Here is a 17,489-nt window from a genome sequence, read left to right on the forward strand (position 1 = left end):
TCGCTGCAGCGTCGCCCACCCGCCGCCTGCCTCAGCTCCACAGCTCCTCCATCGCGCTGACAAAGCCCGAGGTGATGGCGTCGCTGCCGGGCATTTGCTGTTCGCGCAGCTTCCATTGGCCGGCGACCATCACGTCGCGCCAGGGCAGGGTGGGGCTGGAGAAGATCAGGGCGTCGAGGCTGCGGGCGGCGGGGATGCCGGCGAGGCTGGTGTCGCGTGGGTCGGCGACCAGCAGGTCGGCACGGGCGCCGGGGGTGAGGCCCCAGAGCGGGAAGCCTGCGGCCATGCGGCCGCCGTCCAGCACGCCGCGCCACAGCCGCTCCGCGGTGGACGGCTGGCCGCGTTCGGGGGCCGCGGCCACGTTGCGCTGGCGCAGGCCCAGGCGCTGGCCGTATTCCAGCCAGCGCAGTTCCTCGCGCCAGCAGCGGCTGACGTGGCTGTCCGAGCCCAGCGAGATCGGCACCTCGGCCTGCAGCCAGCCGGGCAGGTCGGTCAGGCCGTCGCCCAGGTTGCCTTCGGTGCTGGGGCAGATCACCACGGCCGAGCCGCTGTAGGCCACGGTCATGATCTCGGCCTGGTTGATGTGCGTGGCATGCACCAGCTGCCAGCGCGCGTCCAGCAGGCCTTCGCTGGCCAGGTACTCGACCGGGCGGCGGCCGGTGGCCTGGAGGCAGTCCTGCACCTCGGCCGTCTGTTCGGCCACATGGATGTGCACCGGGCCGACGGTCTGCTCGGCCATCCTGGCGAGGGTGTGCAGCGAGGCCGGCCGCGCGGCGCGCAGCGAGTGGACGGCCAGCCCGGCGTTCAGGCAGGCATGGGTGCGCTCCTGCACCGACTGGTGCGCGTTCAGCACGCCCTCGGCATGCAGGCGGAAGCGCTGCTGGTCCGGCCGCAGCATCGGCTGGTCGAAGCCGGCGCGCTCGTACAGCACCGGCAGCACCGTCAGGCCGATGCCGACGTCGGCGGCCGCGTCGATCAGCGACTGGGTCATTGCCATCGGCGCGCCATAGGGCTTGCCGCCCGGCGCGTGATGCAGGTAGTGGAACTCGCAGACCTGCGTGTAGCCGCCGCGCAGCAGCTCGGCATAGAGCTGGGTGGCGACCGCGCGCAGCTGGTCCGGCGTGATCTTGCCGGCCACGCGGTACATGCGGTCGCGCCAGCTCCAGAAGTTGTCGGCCGCGGCTTCGCGGCGCTCGGCCAAGCCGGCAAATGCGCGCTGGAAGGCATGGCTGTGGCCATTGACCAAGCCGGGCAGCGTGAGGCCGGCCAGGCGCTCGGCGTCCGGCGGGCAGGGCTGGCCGGGGACCACGCGCGACCAGCGGCCGTGCGCGTCCACCTCCAGCAGCACTTCCTCGCGCCAGCCTTCGGGCAGCCAGGCGCGTGGGGCCCAGAAGCGGCGAACGGTGGGGCTTGTGGCGCCGCCGCTCATGCCTGGCCTGCCTCGGCTTGCGGCTGCCAGGCCAGCAGCGTGTCCATCATCTGGCGCAGCAGCGGCATGGCGCCTGCGGCGCGCTCTGGCGACCAGCTGAACGGCGGCTGTTCGTCCATGTAGCAGCACCAGCACATTTCCAGCTGCACCGCATGCCAGCCACGCGCGGGCTGGCCATAGTGGCGTGTGATGTAGCCGCCCTTGAAGCGGCCGTCGACCACTTGCGTGAAGTCCTGCTGCGCGGCCAGCAGCTGGCCCAGCGCGTCGCGCATCGAAGGGGCGCAGCTGGCGCCATTGGCGGTGCCGAGGTTCAGGTCCGGCAGCCGGCCCTCGAACAGCCAGGGCAGCTGCGAGCGGATGCTGTGGCCGTCGAACAGCACGGCGTGGCCATGCTCGGCCTTCAGTCGCGTGAGTTCGCCGGCGAGCGCGTCGTGGTAGGGCTGCCAATAGGTGCCGCGGCGTTGCTGCACTTCGGCCGCGTCAGGTGCCTGGCCTTCGAGGTACAGCGGCTCGCCGGTGAAAAAGCGCGTGGGGCACAGCTCGGTGTTGTTGGCGCCGGGATACATCGGCGTGTTGTCGGGCGGCCGGTTCAGGTCGATCACGTAGCGCGAGTGGCGCGGCACGATGAGGCTGGCGCCCAGGTCGCGCACGAAGTCGTAGAGCTTGTCCAGGTGCCAGTCGGTGTCTTCGACGGTGGCGGCATGGGGATGCATGCGGGCCAGCAGTTCGGCCGGAATGTGCTGGCCTGCATGCGGCACGCTGACCAGCAAGGGGCGCGTGCCGCGGTGCAGGGTGTAAATCTCGTCCATCAGGTCTCCGACATCGGGCCGAACTGCCGGGGCGGTGCTCGGCACTGTTTTCAAAACTCGGGGGCAGGGGCGATTCGCGCCAGGTCGGCCGCATCGGGCACGCCCGCATGGACCCGCAACTGGCAAGGCTTGTGCCCGAACTGGTAGGCCAGCTCGTTGGGATGGTCCACGGCCCAGTGCACGAAATCGGCCTGCCGGCCGGTGCTCAGCTGGCCATGGCTGTGGCCCAGGCCCAGCGCCTGCGCGGCATGGCGCGTCATGCCGGCCAGGGCTTCCTCGGGCGTCATGCGGAACAGCGTGCAGGCCATGTTCAGCATCAGCAGCGGCGACAGCGTGGGCGACGAGCCGGGGTTGTGGTCGGTGGCAATCGCCATCGGCACGCCGGCTTCGCGCAATGCGCCCACCGGCGGCAGCTGTTTCTCGCGCAGGAAATAGAAGGCGCCAGGCAGCAGCATGGCCACCGTGCCGCTGGCCGCGAGTGCCTGCACGCCGGCAGGGCTGAGGTATTCGAGGTGGTCGCAGCTTAAAGCGCGGTACTGCGCGGCCATCTCGCTGCCGCCGCAGTCGCTGAGCTGCTCGGCGTGCAACTTGACCGGCAGGCCCAGCGCGCGCGCCGCGTCAAACACGCGCTGCATCTGGCTGGCCGAGAAGGCAATGTTTTCGCAGAAGCCGTCGACCGCGTCGACCAGCCCTTCCGCGTGCCATCGCGGCAGCCAGTCGAGGATGGCGGCGATGTAGGCGTCCGGCCGGCCTTCGAACTCGGGTGGCAGCGCGTGCGCGGCCAGCGCGCTGGTGCGCACCGTCAGCGGCAGGCGCTCGCCCACGCGGCGGGCCACACGCAGGCAGCGCGCCTCGTGGTGTTCGCTCAGGCCGTAGCCACTCTTGATTTCCAGCGTGGTCACGCCTTCGCTCATCAGCGCCTGGGCGCGCTTGAGCGCGCTGCGCAGCAGCTCTTCGTCGGTCGCAGCACGGGTGGCGGCCACGGTGGAGCGGATGCCACCGCCGGCGCGGGAAATCTCCTCGTAGGTGGCGCCCTGCAGCCGCAGCTCGAATTCGCGCGCCCGGTGGCCGCCGTAGACCAGGTGGGTGTGGGCGTCGATCAGCCCGGGCGTGAGCACGCCGCCGGGCAATTCGATCTCGTCGTCCGCACGCAGCCTGGCCGGCAGCTCGGTTGCTGCGCCAACCCAGGCAATGCGCGCGCCTTCGGTCAGCAGCGCACCGTCTTCGATCCAGCCCCAGGGCTTGCCGGGGGCCATCGTGGCCAGGCTGGCACCCCGCCACAGGGTGCGGGGGGCGTCGGCTCGGGAAGGCAGGAAATCGGCGGGCATTCGGTCAATTCTCCAGGGCGATCCACCAGGCGCGTGGCGGGCGTGCGGCAGGCTTGAGTTGCCAGCCTTCGGTCAGCGCTGCGGGATCCTGGCCAATGGTCGATTCATCGGCCCATCCGGCAGCTTGCCATGCCAGGCTCATGGCCGGCAGGGCGAGGGTGTCAGCAGGTGTGAGCAGGGTGCAGGCCTCGGCGCAGAACAGCCCACGCCAGCGCAGTGTGCGCTGACCCGCTTCGGCTTGCCACGGGGCATCTGCCGGCCACAGGCGTCCACTGGCGGGCGCCTTCAGCATCAGGTTCAGGTCGCGCGTGGCGCCGCCCAGCAGCGTGCAGCCGGGCGGCTCACCGCCGTCGAAAGCATGCGGGTTGTCGCCGGGGCGCAGGTCGATTTGCTGGCCGCCGTGGTCCAGCCGCACGCCGTCGCCACTCAGCACCACGAACCAGCGTGCAATGCCGGGGAAGGCGGAAAACGGGCCATCGCGCTCGATGTCGGCCACGCTCAGGCGGAGTTGCCAGTCGGTGGCATCGGGCCACGCGGCGAGCTCGCGCGTCACCCCCCCACCATTGCGCCAGGGCTGTGCCGGCACGTCGTCGAAGTGCACCACCTGCAAGCGGGGAGGCGCGCAGGGAAACGCCGGGCCGTGTGCTGTCGTCATGGCGCGAACTGGCCGGTAAGCTGGTAGAGACGACCTGGGTGCACCAGGCGCGCCAGCGTGATGGCCGCGTCGCGCGTGAAGGTGCGGCGCACCATGATCAGGCAGGCGTCGGTGGCGGCCAGGTTCAGCAGGCGGGCTTCCTGCGCGGTGGCATGGCCGGCCTCGATCGAATACTGGGCCCGCCACAGCGCGGTGACCTCGAACAGGTATTGCGTGGGCGTGGTGTGCTGGAAGTCCTGAGCGAGGTAGTGGGGCGCGCAGGCCGGGTTCACATAGCGGTCCTCGCACTGCAGCGGCACGCCGTTTTCCAGGTGCACGATCAGGCTGTGGAACACCGTGTCGCCCTCGTGCAGGCCCAGCTGCGCGGCCAGTGCAGCGCCTGCCGGCTCGGGCTCCTGCAGGTGCACGATGGCCTCGTGCCGGTGGCCTCGCTCGGCAATCTCGTCCTGCAGGTTGCGAAGCGTCAGCGTGGCCGAGACCTTGTGCAGTTGCGCGGCAAACGTGCCCACGCCCTGCACGCGCTCGATCAGGCCCTCGTTTTGCAACTCCTTCAGCGCCCGGTTCACCGTCATGCGGCTCACGCCAAAGCGGGCCACCAGCTCGGCCTCGGAAGGCATCAGCACGCCCGGTGCCCAGTCGCCAGCGGCCAGGCGGTCCTTCAGGTACTGCTTGACCTGGGCATATGGCGCCAGGCCGGTTCGGGACAAAGTGGACATGGCTGCATGCTACTTGCGCCGTCTTGTCTAGACAAGTAGGATGCACCCATTCGTTCATCCTTGTTTGACGTCATCCGTCCATTGCTGGAGCTGCCATGCCCGACCTGAGCTCGCCTTCCGCTGCCACCATCGCCGGGCCCCGCCCCGTCAAGGCCCCCACCGGCACCACGCTGCACTGCCAGAACTGGCTGATCGAAGCGGCCTACCGCATGGTGCAGAACAACCTGGACCCGGAAGTGGCCGAGAACCCGGACGCGCTGGTGGTCTACGGCGGCATTGGCAAGGCGGCGCGCGACTGGGCCTCGCTGGAGCAGATCCTCGCGACGCTGCGCACGCTGAAGCCGGATGAATCGCTGCTGATCCAGAGCGGCAAGCCGGTCGGCGTGTTCCGCACCCATGAAGACGCGCCGCGCGTGCTGATCGCCAACTCCAACCTGGTGCCCAAGTGGGCCACCTGGGAACACTTCCACGAGCTGGACCGCAAGGGCCTGATGATGTATGGCCAGATGACGGCCGGCAGCTGGATCTACATCGGCAGCCAGGGCATCGTTCAGGGCACTTATGAGACCTTTGTCGAGGCCGCGCGCCAGCATTTCGAAGGCAAAGCGCAAGGCAGGTGGATCTTGACGGCGGGCCTGGGCGGCATGGGTGGCGCACAGCCGCTGGCCGCAAGCTTCGCCGGCTTCTCGTCGCTGACCATCGAATGCCAGCAAAGCCGAATCGACTTCCGGCTGCGCTCGCGTTACCTCGATGAGCAGGCCACGGACATCGACGACGCGCTGGCCCGCATGCAGAAGTACGCCGCCGAGGGCGAGGCCATCTCGGTCGGCCTGCTGGGCAATGCGGCGGACGTGCTGCCCGAGTTGGTCAGGCGCGCCAAGGCCGGTGGCGTGAAGCCGGACCTGGTGACCGACCAGACCTCGGCGCACGACCTGGTCAACGGCTACCTGCCGGTGGGCTGGAGCGTTGAGCAGTGGCGCGCTGCGCAGGCCGATGCGGTCCAGCACACCAGGCTGCGCGACACCGCGGCCCAGGGCTGCGCGGTGCACGTGCAGGCCATGCTGGACTTCCAGGCCATGGGCATCCCGACCGTGGACTACGGCAACAACATCCGCCAGGTCGCCTTCGACCAGGGCGTGAAAAATGCCTTCGACTTCCCCGGCTTCGTGCCGGCCTACATCCGCCCGCTGTTCTGCCGCGGCAAGGGCCCGTTCCGCTGGGTGGCGCTCTCGGGTGACCCGGAAGACATCCGCAAGACCGACGCGAAGATGAAGGAACTGTTCCCCGAGGACCAGGGCCTGCACCGCTGGCTGGACATGGCTGGCGAGCGCATTGCCTTCCAGGGCCTGCCGGCGCGCATCTGCTGGATAGGCCTGGGCGACCGCGATCGCGCCGGCCTGGCCTTCAACGAGATGGTGCGCAATGGCGAGTTGAAGGCGCCCATCGTGATCGGCCGCGACCACCTGGACAGCGGCTCGGTCGCCTCGCCCAACCGCGAAACCGAAAGCATGCTGGACGGCTCCGATGCCGTGTCCGACTGGCCGCTGCTGAACGCGCTGCTGAGCACCGCAGGCGGCGCGACCTGGGTCAGCCTGCACCACGGCGGTGGCGTCGGCATGGGCTACTCGCAGCATGCCGGCGTGGTCATCGTTTGCGACGGCACCGAAGCGGCCGACAAGCGCATTGCCCGCGTGCTGTGGAACGACCCGGCCACCGGCGTGATGCGCCACGCCGACGCTGGCTACGAGATCGCCCGCCAATGCGCCCGCGAGCACCACCTGAACCTGCCGATGCTGGGCTGAACTGACATGACGAGCGAACTGACCCTGACCCCCGGCGCACTGACGCTGGAACAACTGCAAGCCCTGCATGCCGGTGGCGTGACGCTGAAGCTGGACGACGCTGCGCGCCCGGCCATTCGCGCCAGCGCTGCGGTGGTGCAAGCCGCTGCCGCGGGTGACGCGCCGGTCTACGGCGTGAACACCGGCTTTGGCAAGCTGGCCAACAAGCGCATCAGCAACGAAGACCTGGCGTTGCTGCAACTGAACCTGATCCGCTCGCATTCGGTGGGCGTGGGCGAGCCGTTGCAGCCTTCGGTGCTGCGACTGATGCTGGCGACCAAGGCGGCCAGCCTGGCGCGTGCGCACTCGGGCGTGCGCGAGGTGGTGATCGACACGCTGCTGGCCGTGCTCAACGCCGGCCTCGTGCCCTACGTGCCCAGCCAAGGCTCGGTGGGTGCTTCTGGCGACCTGGCCCCGCTGTCGCACATGACGCTGGCGCTGCTGGGCGAAGGCGAGTTCCTGGTGGACGGCAAGCGTGTGCATGCCGCGGGTGTGCTGACCGATGCGGGCATCGAACCGCTGGTGCTGCAAGCCAAGGAAGGCCTGGCGCTGATCAACGGCACGCAGACCTCGACCGCGCTGGCGCTGCACGGCTTGTTCGCCTTCGAGCCGGTGCTGGAAGCGGCGCTGGTCATCGGCGCATTGACGGTGGACGCCGCGCGCGGCTCCGACGGCCCGTTCGACCCGCGCATCCATGCGCTGCGCGGCCAGCCCGGCCAGATCGACGTGGCGCAGTACTACCGGGCCTTGCTGGCCGGCAGCGCGATCCGCGCGTCGCACGAAGAAGGCGACGACCGGGTGCAGGACCCGTACTGCCTGCGCTGCCAGCCGCAAGTCGTTGGCGCCTGCCTGGACCAGCTGCGCCATGCCTCGCTGGTGCTGGTGCGCGAAGCCAATGCGGTCACCGACAACCCGCTGGTGTTCCCGGAAGACGGCGCCATGATTTCCGGGGGCAACTTCCACGCGGAACCGGTGGCCCTCGCGGCCGACGCGATGGCCGTGGCCATCGCCGAAGTGGGCGCCATCGCCGAGCGCCGCATCGCGATGCTGATCGACGCCAGCGTCTCGCGCCTGCCGGCCTTCCTCAGCGCCGACGCCGGCCTGAACAGCGGCTTCATGATCGCCCATGTCACCGCCGCGGCGCTGGCCAGCGAAAACAAGTCGCTGGCCCACCCGGCCAGCGTCGACAGCCTGCCCACCAGCGCGAACCAGGAGGACCACGTTTCGATGGCCACCTTCGCCGCGCGCCGCCTGCAGCCTATGGTGGCCAACGTCTCGCACATCCTGGGCATCGAGTTGCTGGCCTCGGCCCAGGCGATCGAATTCCTGCGTCCGCTGCAAAGCTCGGTGGTGCTGGAATGGGTGCACGCGCTGCTGCGCCAGCACAGCGCTGCGATGCCCACCGACCGCTACCTCGCCCCCGAGATCGAACGTGCAACCACGCTGGTCCGCAGCGGCGAAGTGGGCAGCGTGCTGCGCACCTTGCCGGGCCTGCCGGCGTTGTGGGTGCCGGCGTAAGCGCCCGCCGCTGTCATCAAGCTGCCGCAACTCGCGGCAAGCATGGCGGGTTGTCCTTCCAGGAATGCCCGCCATGTCCAGCCTCATCCTGCCTCGTCGCCGCCTGCTGATCGCTTCTGCCGCACTGAGCGGTGGCGGCCTGAGCGGCATCCTCGCGCACGCCCAGGCGCCGGCCGCGATCACGCGGGACGCGGCGCGGCCGAACTTTCCCTCCGGCGTTCAGAGCGGTGATGTGCTGGCGGACCGCGGCATCGTCTGGGCGCGTGCCGACCGGGCGGCGCGTTTGTGGGTCGAATGGGACACCACGCCGACCTTTGCCAACGCGCGCCTGCTGCGTGGCCCGTACGCGCTGGAAGCGACCGACTTCACTGCCCGCATTGACCTGACGGGGCTGCCGGCCGGGCAGGGGATCTTCTACCGCGTGCAATGGGAAGACCTGGCTGGCGGCACGCGCTCCGAGCCCATGGTGGGCCGCTTCCGCACCGCGCCCGCCTCTCGCAGGGACATCCGTTTCCTGTGGTCCGGCGACGCCGTGGGCCAGGGCTTTGGCATCAACGGCGACCTGGGCGGCATGACGATTTACGAGGCCATGCGCAAGCGCGAGCCGGACTTCTTCATCCACAGCGGCGACACCATCTACGCCGACGGCCCGCTGCAGGCCGAGCTGAAAGCGTCTGACGGCAGCACCTGGCGCAATACCGTGCTGACCGAAGAGAAGAGCAAGGTCGCCGAGACGCTGAAGGAGTATCGCGGCGCGCACCGCTACAACCAGCTCGATGACAACCAGCGCCGCTTCGCCGCCGAGGTCATGCAGCTCTGGCAGTGGGACGACCACGAGGTGACCAACAACTGGTCGGACTCGAAGGACGTTTCGGGTGACCCGCGCTACACCGAGAAGAACGTCGCGCTGCTGACCGCGCGCGGCGCGCGCGCCTTCCTCGAAAACGCGCCGATGCGCTGGTTCGCCCAGGAGGAAGAGCAGCGCGTGTACCGCCGCATTCCCTACGGCCCGCTGCTGGACGTGTTCGTGATCGACATGCGCAGCTACCGCGGCGCCAACAGCTTCAACCTTCAGCCCACGCTGGACGCGTCCTCCGCCTTCCTCGGCCCGCAGCAAATGGCCTGGCTGCGTGACGGCTTGAAGGCCAGCCGCGCGACCTGGAAGGTGATCGCGGCCGACATGCCCATCGGCCTGCTGGTGCCGGACGGCAAGGACGCCCAGGGCCGCGACAAGTTCGAGGCCGTGGCCAATGGCGACGGCCCGGCGCTGGGCCGCGAGCTGGAGATCGCGCAGCTGCTGTCCTTCATCAAGCACCAGCGCATTCGCAACACCGTGTGGCTGACGGCCGATGTGCACTACACGGCCGCCCATCACTACGACCCGAACCGCGCGCAGTTCCGGGACTTCGACCCGTTCTGGGAATTCGTCAGCGGCCCGCTGAATGCAGGTACCTTTGGGCCGAACCCGCTGGACAACACCTTCGGTCCCGAGCTGCGCTACGTCAAGGCCCCGGCGCCCGGCCAGAGCAACCTGCCGCCCAGCGCCGGCCTGCAGTTTTTCGGCGAGGTGCAGATCGACGGCAGGAGCGCGGCGATGACGGTGCACCTGCGCGACATGCGTGGCGAGTCGCTGTGGCAGACGACGCTGGCGCCGCAGCGCATCTGAGGCTCAGTTCGGCAAGCTGGCGCTCAGGCGGCCGACCTCGATGCCGTTCCAGTTGCGCAGCGTGACGCTGCGCAGCGGCGCCAGCAGCGCGTGGTCCGCATCGTCGCGCGCGACCAGACTGGCCAGCAGCTCGGCCATCACGACTTCGGCGGCGCGCGCGGTGTTGCCGTCGTCCATCTTCAGCGCCACGCCCAGGCCCAGCTCGGGCAGCGCGGCGCAGTAGACGCCTTCGGCGCCGACCTTGCAGCACACGCGTTCGCCGAAGTGCTGCATCACGGTGGTGTCGAACCGGCCGGTGCCGGCGACCATGAAGGGCTCGCGGGCGATGGCCTGGCGCAGCCGCAGCGCGGCCGCCGCGTGGTCCGCCGACAGGCCCTGGCCGCTGGCCACGCGTGCAAAGCCCAGCGCGAGCTGGCGCAGCGGAATGCCGTGGGTGGGAATCGAGCAGCCGTCGGTGCCGACCGGCGCATCGGCCAGGTCGTAGCCGGTGGCGGCCTGCAGTGCGGCCTCGACCTCGCGCATGACCGGGTGGCTGCGCTGCACGTAGCCGCGCAGGAAGGCGCGCGGGTCGGCGCCCTGGTCCTGCGCCAGCAGGCAACCCAGGCAGACAAAACCGGCGTGTTTGCCGGAGCAGTTGTTGTGCAGCGCGCTGGGCACCTGGCCAAGCGCTGCGAGGGCGCGCGTGGCCTGGTCGAAGCCGGGCCAGTGGGCGCCGCATTCGAGGGCCGCGGCGTCCAGCCCGGCCTGGGCCAGCGTGGCGGCGGCCGTGGCCACATGGGCCGGCTGGCCGCCGTGGGAGGCGCAGGCCATCGCGAGTTGTGCGTCGCTGAGGCCGAAGCGTTCGGCGGCGCCACTGGCCACCAGTGGCAGCGCCTGCAGGATCTTCACCGCGGAGCGCGGAAAGACCGGGTGGTCGATCTCACCGAACTGCAGCCGCAGTGCGCCGGTGGCGTCCATCACCGCGACCGAGCCGCGGTGTTCGGATTCAACCGTCTCGCCGCGCCAGGCCTGCGCCAGCACCGGGTGGGCAGCGCCCTGGCTCATCGTGCCAGAAGGGTCAGGCGAAAGTGCCGACAGCGGCCAGCGACGCGGTGTGCGCGCTCTTGTGGGTCTTCTTGGCGTGCTGCGAGCTCTTGGCGGCGCTGGCCGTCTTGGTCTTCTTGCTGCCGCTCTTCTTGGCCTTGTGCGAGCTCTTGTGCGCCTTGTGCGCGGTCTTGGACTTCTTGGCCTTGGCCGGGGCGGCCTGCTCGGTCGGGGCCGCTGCCTGTGCCTGGGCGGCGCCAACGGCGCCAAACGCCATGGCGAAAGACAGCAGCAAAGGGGTCAGGTGGCGCAGGCGGGAAGGGGTGGACATGGGGTTCTCCTGAGGATTCAGAGGCCGGCGGGCGAGCCGCCAGCTGCGTTGCCATCCTATCTCGGCCCATGGGCGCCGGCCAGCGCAAAAGCGAGTGTGCACTGCGGGCAGAGGCCTGTGGGCGCCTGCTGACTCAGCGCGGTTTGCGGCCGCCGGGCTTGGTCGCCGAGGCGGGGCGCCCCGCCGGCTTCGCGGCCACAGGCCGGCTGGCCGGCTTGGCAACGCCGGGGCGGGCCGGGCGGCTGCCGTTGTCCCGCGGCGGCAGGCCGGTGTGCTGGGTCAGGATGCGGCCCGCTGTGGGCTTGGTGGCGGGCTTGGCGCCGGTCTTGGCCACCGGCGTCGAATTGCTGCGGCGCGCACTCTGGTAGCTGCCGTCGGTCGTCGGCTGCCAGGTGGGAATGAGATGGTGCTTGCCGTTGCCGATCAGGTCGGCGCGGCCCATGTCCTTCAATGCATCACGCAGCAGCGGCCAGTTGTTCGGGTCGTGGTAGCGCAGGAAGGCCTTGTGCAGGCGGCGGCGCTTGTCGCCCTTGACGATGTCCACGCGCTCGCCCTTGCGCGCGTCGCGGCTGATGCCCTTGAGCGGATTGTGGCCCGAGTGGTACATGGCCGTGGCGGTGGCCATGGGGGACGGGTAGAAGGTCTGCACCTGGTCCGCGCGGAAGCCGTTGTGCTTGAGCCAGATCGCCAGGTTCATCATGTCTTCGTCGCTGGTGCCCGGGTGGGCGGCGATGAAGTACGGGATGAGGAACTGCTTCTTGCCGGCCTCGGCGCTGAACTTCTCGAACATCGCCTTGAAGCGGTCGTAGGTGCCGATGCCCGGCTTCATCATCTTCGACAGCGGGCCGCCTTCGGTGTGCTCCGGGGCGATCTTCAGGTAGCCGCCGACGTGGTGCGTCACCAGCTCCTTCACGTACTCGGGCGACTGCACCGCCAGGTCATAGCGCAGCCCGGAGCCGATCAGGATCTTCTTGACGCCACGCAGCGCACGGGCGCGCCGGTACATCTTCACCAGCGGGCCGTGGTCGGTGTTCAGGTTGGAGCAGATGCCGGGGTAGACGCAGCTCGGCTTGCGGCAGGCGGCCTCGATCTCGGGGCTCTTGCAGCCGATGCGGTACATGTTGGCGGTGGGCCCGCCGAGGTCGGAAATGATGCCGGTGAAGCCCTTGACCTTGTCGCGGATCTCCTCGATCTCGCGGATCACCGAGTCTTCCGAGCGGCTCTGGATGATGCGGCCTTCGTGCTCGGTGATGGAGCAGAAGGTGCAGCCGCCAAAGCAGCCGCGCATGATGTTCACGCTGAAGCGGATCATCTCCCACGCGGGGATCTTGGTCTCGCCGTCATGGCTGCCGTTGGCGTCGGCGTAGCTCGGGTGTGGGCTGCGGGCGTAGGGCAGGTCGAAGACGTGGTCCATCTCCTCGGTGGACAGCGGCAGCGGCGGCGGATTGATCCACACGTCGCGTGCGGTGTGGCCCTCGCCGTGGCGCTGCACGATGGCGCGCGCGTTGCCGGGGTTGGTCTCCAGGTGCAGCACGCGGTTGGCGTGGGCGTAGAGCACGTTGTCGCTCTTGACCTGCTCGTAGGCCGGCAGGCGGATCACGGTGCGGTCGCGCGGCGTGGTGATGGCGCGGCTGCCCAGCTTTTCGACCGGGCGGCGGATCAGCAGCATGGGCTTGGCACCGTCGGCCGCGGGCGGTGTGTCGCCAGCCTTCGCCGCTTCGGCCTTGGCGCAACTGGCACCGTTGTCGTCGGCCTGTTCCTCGATCGTGAGGTAGGGGTTCAGCAGCTTGTCGACCTTGCCGGGGGTGTCGACCTCGCTGGAGTCGACTTCGTACCAGCCGTCCAGCGCCAGGTCGTCCGGCTTGCGCATGAAGGCGGTGCCGCGCACGTCGGTGATGCTCTCGATCGGCTTCTTGGCCGCCAGCCGATGGGCGATCTCGACGATGGCGCGTTCGGCATTGCCGTAGACCAGCAGGTCGGCCTTGGCGTCCACCAGGATGGAGCGGCGCACCTTGTCGCTCCAGTAGTCGTAGTGGGCAATCCGGCGCAGGCTGGCCTCGATGCCGCCGATCACCACCGGCACGTCCTTGAAGGCTTCGTTGCAGCGCTGGGTGTAGACCAGCGTGGCGCGGTCCGGCCGCTTGCCGCCGACGTTGCCGGGGGTGTAGGCGTCGTCGCTGCGGATCTTGCGGTCCGCGGTGTAGCGGTTGATCATCGAATCCATGTTCCCGGCGGCCACGCCGAAGAACAGGTTGGGCTTGCCCAGGGCGCGGAAGGCGTCGGCAGACTGCCAGTCCGGCTGCGCGATGATGCCCACGCGGAAGCCCTGCGCCTCCAGCGTGCGGCCGATCACGGCCATGCCGAAGCTCGGGTGGTCCACATAGGCGTCCCCGCTGACGATGATGATGTCGCAGCTGTCCCAGCCCAGCTTGTCCATTTCCCTGCGGCTCATCGGCAGGAAAGGCGCGGTACCGAAACGCTTGGCCCAGTACGGACGGTAAGCCGTCAACGCCTTGGGCTTGGCATTGGCCTTGGCATCGGAACGGACGGGGGCTTCGAGGGTGGCGGACACGGCAGCGGCGGGGAAGGGGACCGGAAAGACCAAAGCCGGGCGGGCCACAGGCACGTCCGGCATCAAGAGCCTGCATTGTCCCAGGTGTCGGCCTTGCTGGCGATAACCCCACGCGGCGACCGGCTCGGGCCTGCGCAGGCCCGCACACCGCCGCCGCAGCCCGGTCCGCTCAGCGCCCCAGCAGCCCCTTGAACATCTGGCCCACGCCTTCGACCACGCCGCCGACGCTGACGCCCACGCCCTCGGCCAGGCCGGCAGCAAAGCGCCTGGCCAGGCTGTCGTTGACCGAGAAGTTCGGGTCGTCCAGCCGGCCTTCCAGCGTGAAGTTGACCTCGATCCGGCCCTTGTGCGCCATGGTGTCCAGCACGGCCTGGCGGCTGGCGGTGCCCAGCCCGTCCCACCAGCTGCCGCTGTGGTTCAGCGCCAGGCCGGTCAGGGTCACGCGGCCGGGCGCATGCAGGTGGTCGGCCTTGACCTGGGCCTTCAGCTGCAGGTCCAGCTGGCCGCGCTGGATGCCGCCTTCGGCCACCTTCAGCAGGTAAGGCTGCAGCGCGCGCAGGTCCACGCCTTGCAGTTCGGCGCTGAGGTCGGCGTCATGGGTGGCGGGTGTCAGTTCGCCGTCCAGCTTGAGCTGGCCGTCATGGTTGCCGGCGCCACCCGGGCCACGAAGCAGGCCGCGCACCTTCAGCGACATGGGCCGGTCGAGCGCCGGCAGCTGCAGGTTGCCCAGCGTGGCGTTCAGCTCGCCGAGCTGCAGGTGATGCGGCCGCGCACGCAGCGGCTTCAGCGAGTCGTCGTAGAAGTCGACCTGCACATCCTTCAGCTGCACTTCGTTGATCACCAGCGTGGGCGCGCTGGCCTCGGCCTGGCTGGCAGCGCTGGCCGGTGCGGTTTTCGGCGCCGCGGGGCGGGTTGGGGCGCGGGCGGGCGTCGTGGCGCTTTCCGGCTGCAGCAACCCGGGCAGGAGCTGCAGCTTGCCATCACGGCCACGCAGCAGGCTCAGGGAGGCGCCTTCGACCTCGATGCGGTGCAGCTGCCACGGCCCCGAGAAAAGGCTGCGCAGCGCCGGTTGAACGAAAACGCGACGGGCGCTGAGTTCATCCTCGGCGGGCCAGCCCGGCGCCGCGGCCAGGCGCAGGTCCTGCACCGTCAGCCCGTTCCAGTCCACCGAGATGGCGCCGACGCTGGCGCGCGGCCCCAGGTGCTCGCGCAGCGTGCTGTCCAGCCGGTGCAGCAGCAACTGGTACAGGCCTGCGAGGCCCACCAGCATGATCAATCCAATCCCCAGCCACCATCCGGCGCGACGCGAAACACTCACCATGGGCTGGATTGTCGCCAAGCCGGCAAGGCCGGCCATGGATCATGGTCGGCGGTAGGCGGTGGGCTGCCGCGCCCAGTAACCGCTGTCCAGCCGGTCCAGGCGCACCTCGCCGCCGGTGGATGGTGCATGCACGAAGCGGCTGTCGCCCACGTAGATGCCGGCATGCGTGGGCCGGCCGCGGCCGAAGATCACCAGGTCGCCGGTGCGCAGCTCGCCGGCCTCGACTGGTTGACCAAACTGGTTCAGGTCGGCCACCGTGCGCGGCGGCGCCATGCCGGCCTGGTTGCGGTAGACGTAGCCGATCAGGCCGCTGCAGTCGAAGCCGCCCGCGGGTGTGTTGCCGCCATAGCGGTAAGGCGTGCCGACCAGGCCCATCGCGTGGATGGCGATGTCGGATGACTGTTCGGGCGTAAGGCGCGTGAAGCGCGGCGTTGTGCCGCACGCCGCCAGCAGCAGCGGCAACAACAGACAGAGTCGCCAGGCCAGGCGATGGAATGCGTGCATGGAGGCAATTCTGTTGCAACTTGGGCGGCCGGGGACAATCCGCGCATGTCTTCTGCTGCGCCGCCCGTCACATCATCGCCGCCCGCCTGGGCCCAGCTGCCGCTGCTGGGCGTGGACTTTTCGAGCGCGCCCAGCCGGCGCAAGCCGGTCATCGTGGCGCGGGGCACACGCGCCGGTGCGGCCGTGCGCCTGGACGGGCTGGACGCACACGAAACCCTGGCCGGCTTTGGCGACTGGCTGGCCGCCACGCCCGCCTGGCTGGGCGGCTTCGACCTGCCGTTTGGCCTGCCGCGCGAACTGGTGCTGCAACTGGGCTGGCCGGCGGAATGGGCCGCGCTGATGGACCACTACGCCGGCCTGACACGCGAGCAGATCCGAGCTCACTTCTCGGCCTTCTGCGACGCCCGCCCGGTCGGCGGCAAGTTCGCCCACCGCGCTTGCGACGGGCCGGCCGGCTCATCGCCCAGCATGAAGTGGGTCAACCCGCCTGTCGCCTTCATGCTGCATGCCGGCGTGCCGCTGCTGCGCGCGGCCGGCGCCTGGTTACCCGGGCTGATGCCGCAGCCACAGGCTGCGCAACGCATCGCGCTGGAGGCCTATCCCGGCCTGCTGGCGCGTGAACTGCTGGGCAACCGCTCGTACAAGGCTGACGACAAGGCTCGCCAGACGCCGGAGCGCCTGATCGCCCGCAAGGACCTGGTGGATGCCTTGGAGCAGGGCCGCACTCGGCTGGCACTGCGGCTGCGGCTCAGCCACGCCCAGCGCGACGCACTGGTGGCTGACGCCAGCGGCGACAGGCTGGACGCGGTGCTGTGCCTGCTGCAGGCCGCATGGGCGCAGCAGCAAGCGGGGCTGGGCCTGCCAGCGGGCGTGGACCCGCTGGAAGGCTGGATCACCAGCGCCGTGCTGGCGGGTTGAGGGCCGCCGGCGAAGGCGCTGCGTCGGTCAGAGCGTCGACATCGAGACGGTGGTGTTCACGCCGTTTTGCGTGTACACCGCCGAGACCTTGGCCGCGGAGCCAATGGTGCCGGACGTGTTGATCTCGAAGCAGTCCTTCTCGGTCGAGCTGAAGCTGTTGCCGGCTGCCGTCGAGGTGTAGGTGTTGGTGACGCAGAAGTACGGCGTGCTGTCTGCCTTCTCGACCGACCAGGTGGCGGCACCGGTGCCGATCTGCGGCGAGCCCGCCGAGCAGCTGCTGTATTCGGTCCACGAGGCCAGCGGGCCGCTGTTGCCCATGGCCGCCGAGGTCGGCGGCAGGCCGACGTTGCTGGGCAGCGCGCAGCTGCCGTCCGAACTCACGGTGCCGACAAACGCGTTGCTGGCGTTCAGGTAGTGGGTGACGTAGTCGCTGGACGAGCCGCCATTGGCGGTCGCGGTGGTCGTCAGCCGGCGGATCTTCGCGGCCTCACCGGTGCCGGGGAAGGTCCCGTCGGCCAGCAGGCTCAGGTCCAGCGTGGACGACACCGAGGTGTTCTGCCCGGAGCCGCTGACCGTGCCCGACAGCGACCAGCTGTGGGCGCTGGCATACAGGTTGGCCCAGGCCGCATTGGTGGCGTAGACCGTGCTGGAGCCGGATTCGTCGGCATTGCCACCGCCGCAGCCGCCCAGGATGGCGGCGGCAAGCGCCACCACCGAAATACCGCAGAAACGTTTCATGGGCCCTCCCTGGCCAAAACGAAATTCGAAGGAGGGCGATGCTAGCCGAAGCGCATGAACATCCGTGGGCGTCAGGGCAAGCTGGGTGGCGTGCCGTGGCATCTCCAAGCGGCCGGCGCC

The 17,489-nt window shown here is 69.7% G+C and carries 15 protein-coding genes; 4 read left to right on the forward strand and 11 right to left on the reverse strand.

The window, feature by feature from the left end; genetic code table 11:
• Nucleotides 1-31: 31 nt before the first annotated feature.
• Genes LRH25_RS15380 through hutC form a run of 5 tightly spaced genes read right to left on the reverse strand, consistent with a single transcriptional unit; the run spans nt 32 to nt 4,937 of the window.
• Nucleotides 32-1,429 carry a formimidoylglutamate deiminase gene (locus tag LRH25_RS15380; protein ID WP_231011525.1) on the reverse strand — a complete coding sequence of 466 codons (1,398 nt, stop codon included), beginning with the start codon at nt 1,427-1,429 and terminating at the stop codon, nt 32-34.
• The gene (gene hutG, locus LRH25_RS15385) at nt 1,426-2,238 is read right to left on the reverse strand and encodes an N-formylglutamate deformylase (protein ID WP_141291831.1); all 813 of its coding nucleotides are present in this window, start codon (nt 2,236-2,238) and stop codon (nt 1,426-1,428) included. The genes LRH25_RS15380 and hutG overlap by 4 nt, the downstream gene beginning before the upstream one ends.
• 50 nt (nt 2,239-2,288) lie before the next feature.
• Nucleotides 2,289-3,566, reverse strand: coding sequence for an imidazolonepropionase (gene hutI, locus LRH25_RS15390; RefSeq protein WP_231011527.1), 1,278 nt, complete (start codon nt 3,564-3,566; stop codon nt 2,289-2,291).
• A 4-nt stretch (nt 3,567-3,570) separates the two neighbouring features.
• Nucleotides 3,571-4,221, reverse strand: a complete 651-nt coding sequence (locus LRH25_RS15395) for a HutD/Ves family protein (RefSeq protein ID WP_141288544.1) — start codon at nt 4,219-4,221, stop codon at nt 3,571-3,573.
• Nucleotides 4,218-4,937, reverse strand: coding sequence for a histidine utilization transcriptional repressor HutC (gene hutC / locus LRH25_RS15400; protein ID WP_141288543.1), 720 nt, complete (start codon nt 4,935-4,937; stop codon nt 4,218-4,220). The genes LRH25_RS15395 and hutC overlap by 4 nt, the downstream gene beginning before the upstream one ends.
• A gap of 95 nt (nt 4,938-5,032) precedes the next feature.
• Here hutC and hutU point away from each other — a divergent pair, with 95 nt between their 5' ends.
• The 3 genes from hutU (at nt 5,033) to LRH25_RS15415 (ending at nt 9,962) form a co-directional block, all read left to right on the forward strand.
• Nucleotides 5,033-6,739, forward strand: coding sequence for a urocanate hydratase (gene hutU / locus LRH25_RS15405; protein WP_141288542.1), 1,707 nt, complete (start codon nt 5,033-5,035; stop codon nt 6,737-6,739).
• A gap of 6 nt (nt 6,740-6,745) precedes the next feature.
• A complete protein-coding gene (hutH, locus tag LRH25_RS15410) occupies nt 6,746-8,296 on the forward strand; it encodes a histidine ammonia-lyase (protein ID WP_141288541.1) in 1,551 nt (516 codons plus the stop codon).
• Between the two features lie 73 nt (nt 8,297-8,369).
• Nucleotides 8,370-9,962 carry an alkaline phosphatase D family protein gene (locus LRH25_RS15415; protein ID WP_141288540.1) on the forward strand — a complete coding sequence of 531 codons (1,593 nt, stop codon included), beginning with the start codon at nt 8,370-8,372 and terminating at the stop codon, nt 9,960-9,962.
• 3 nt (nt 9,963-9,965) lie between these two features.
• On the opposite strand, the gene LRH25_RS15420 is transcribed toward LRH25_RS15415, so the two are convergent.
• The 5 genes from LRH25_RS15420 to LRH25_RS15440 form a co-directional block, all read right to left on the reverse strand.
• Complete coding sequence (locus LRH25_RS15420; RefSeq protein ID WP_231011529.1) at nt 9,966-11,006, reverse strand: asparaginase; 1,041 nt, start codon at nt 11,004-11,006, stop codon at nt 9,966-9,968.
• Nucleotides 11,007-11,019: 13 nt separating this feature from the next.
• Nucleotides 11,020-11,316 carry a hypothetical protein gene (locus tag LRH25_RS15425; protein WP_231011531.1) on the reverse strand — a complete coding sequence of 99 codons (297 nt, stop codon included), beginning with the start codon at nt 11,314-11,316 and terminating at the stop codon, nt 11,020-11,022.
• 133 nt (nt 11,317-11,449) lie between these two features.
• Nucleotides 11,450-13,888 carry a YgiQ family radical SAM protein gene (locus LRH25_RS15430; protein WP_375142173.1) on the reverse strand — a complete coding sequence of 813 codons (2,439 nt, stop codon included), beginning with the start codon at nt 13,886-13,888 and terminating at the stop codon, nt 11,450-11,452.
• Nucleotides 13,889-14,057: 169 nt separating this feature from the next.
• Complete coding sequence (locus tag LRH25_RS15435; protein WP_170201024.1) at nt 14,058-15,158, reverse strand: DUF748 domain-containing protein; 1,101 nt, start codon at nt 15,156-15,158, stop codon at nt 14,058-14,060.
• 90 nt (nt 15,159-15,248) lie between these two features.
• Nucleotides 15,249-15,713, reverse strand: a complete 465-nt coding sequence (locus LRH25_RS15440; protein WP_141289961.1) for a C40 family peptidase — start codon at nt 15,711-15,713, stop codon at nt 15,249-15,251.
• A gap of 45 nt (nt 15,714-15,758) precedes the next feature.
• On the opposite strand from LRH25_RS15440, the gene LRH25_RS15445 reads away from it, so the two are divergent.
• The gene (locus LRH25_RS15445; protein WP_231011532.1) at nt 15,759-16,631 is read left to right on the forward strand and encodes a DUF429 domain-containing protein; all 873 of its coding nucleotides are present in this window, start codon (nt 15,759-15,761) and stop codon (nt 16,629-16,631) included.
• A 27-nt stretch (nt 16,632-16,658) separates the two neighbouring features.
• On the opposite strand, the gene LRH25_RS15450 is transcribed toward LRH25_RS15445, so the two are convergent.
• Nucleotides 16,659-17,369 carry a hypothetical protein gene (locus LRH25_RS15450; protein WP_141290097.1) on the reverse strand — a complete coding sequence of 237 codons (711 nt, stop codon included), beginning with the start codon at nt 17,367-17,369 and terminating at the stop codon, nt 16,659-16,661.
• Between the last annotated feature and the right edge of the window lie 120 nt (nt 17,370-17,489).

Source organism: Ideonella azotifigens (genome assembly GCF_021043325.1).
In the GTDB taxonomy this organism is placed as follows: domain Bacteria; phylum Pseudomonadota; class Gammaproteobacteria; order Burkholderiales; family Burkholderiaceae_C; genus Ideonella; species Ideonella azotifigens.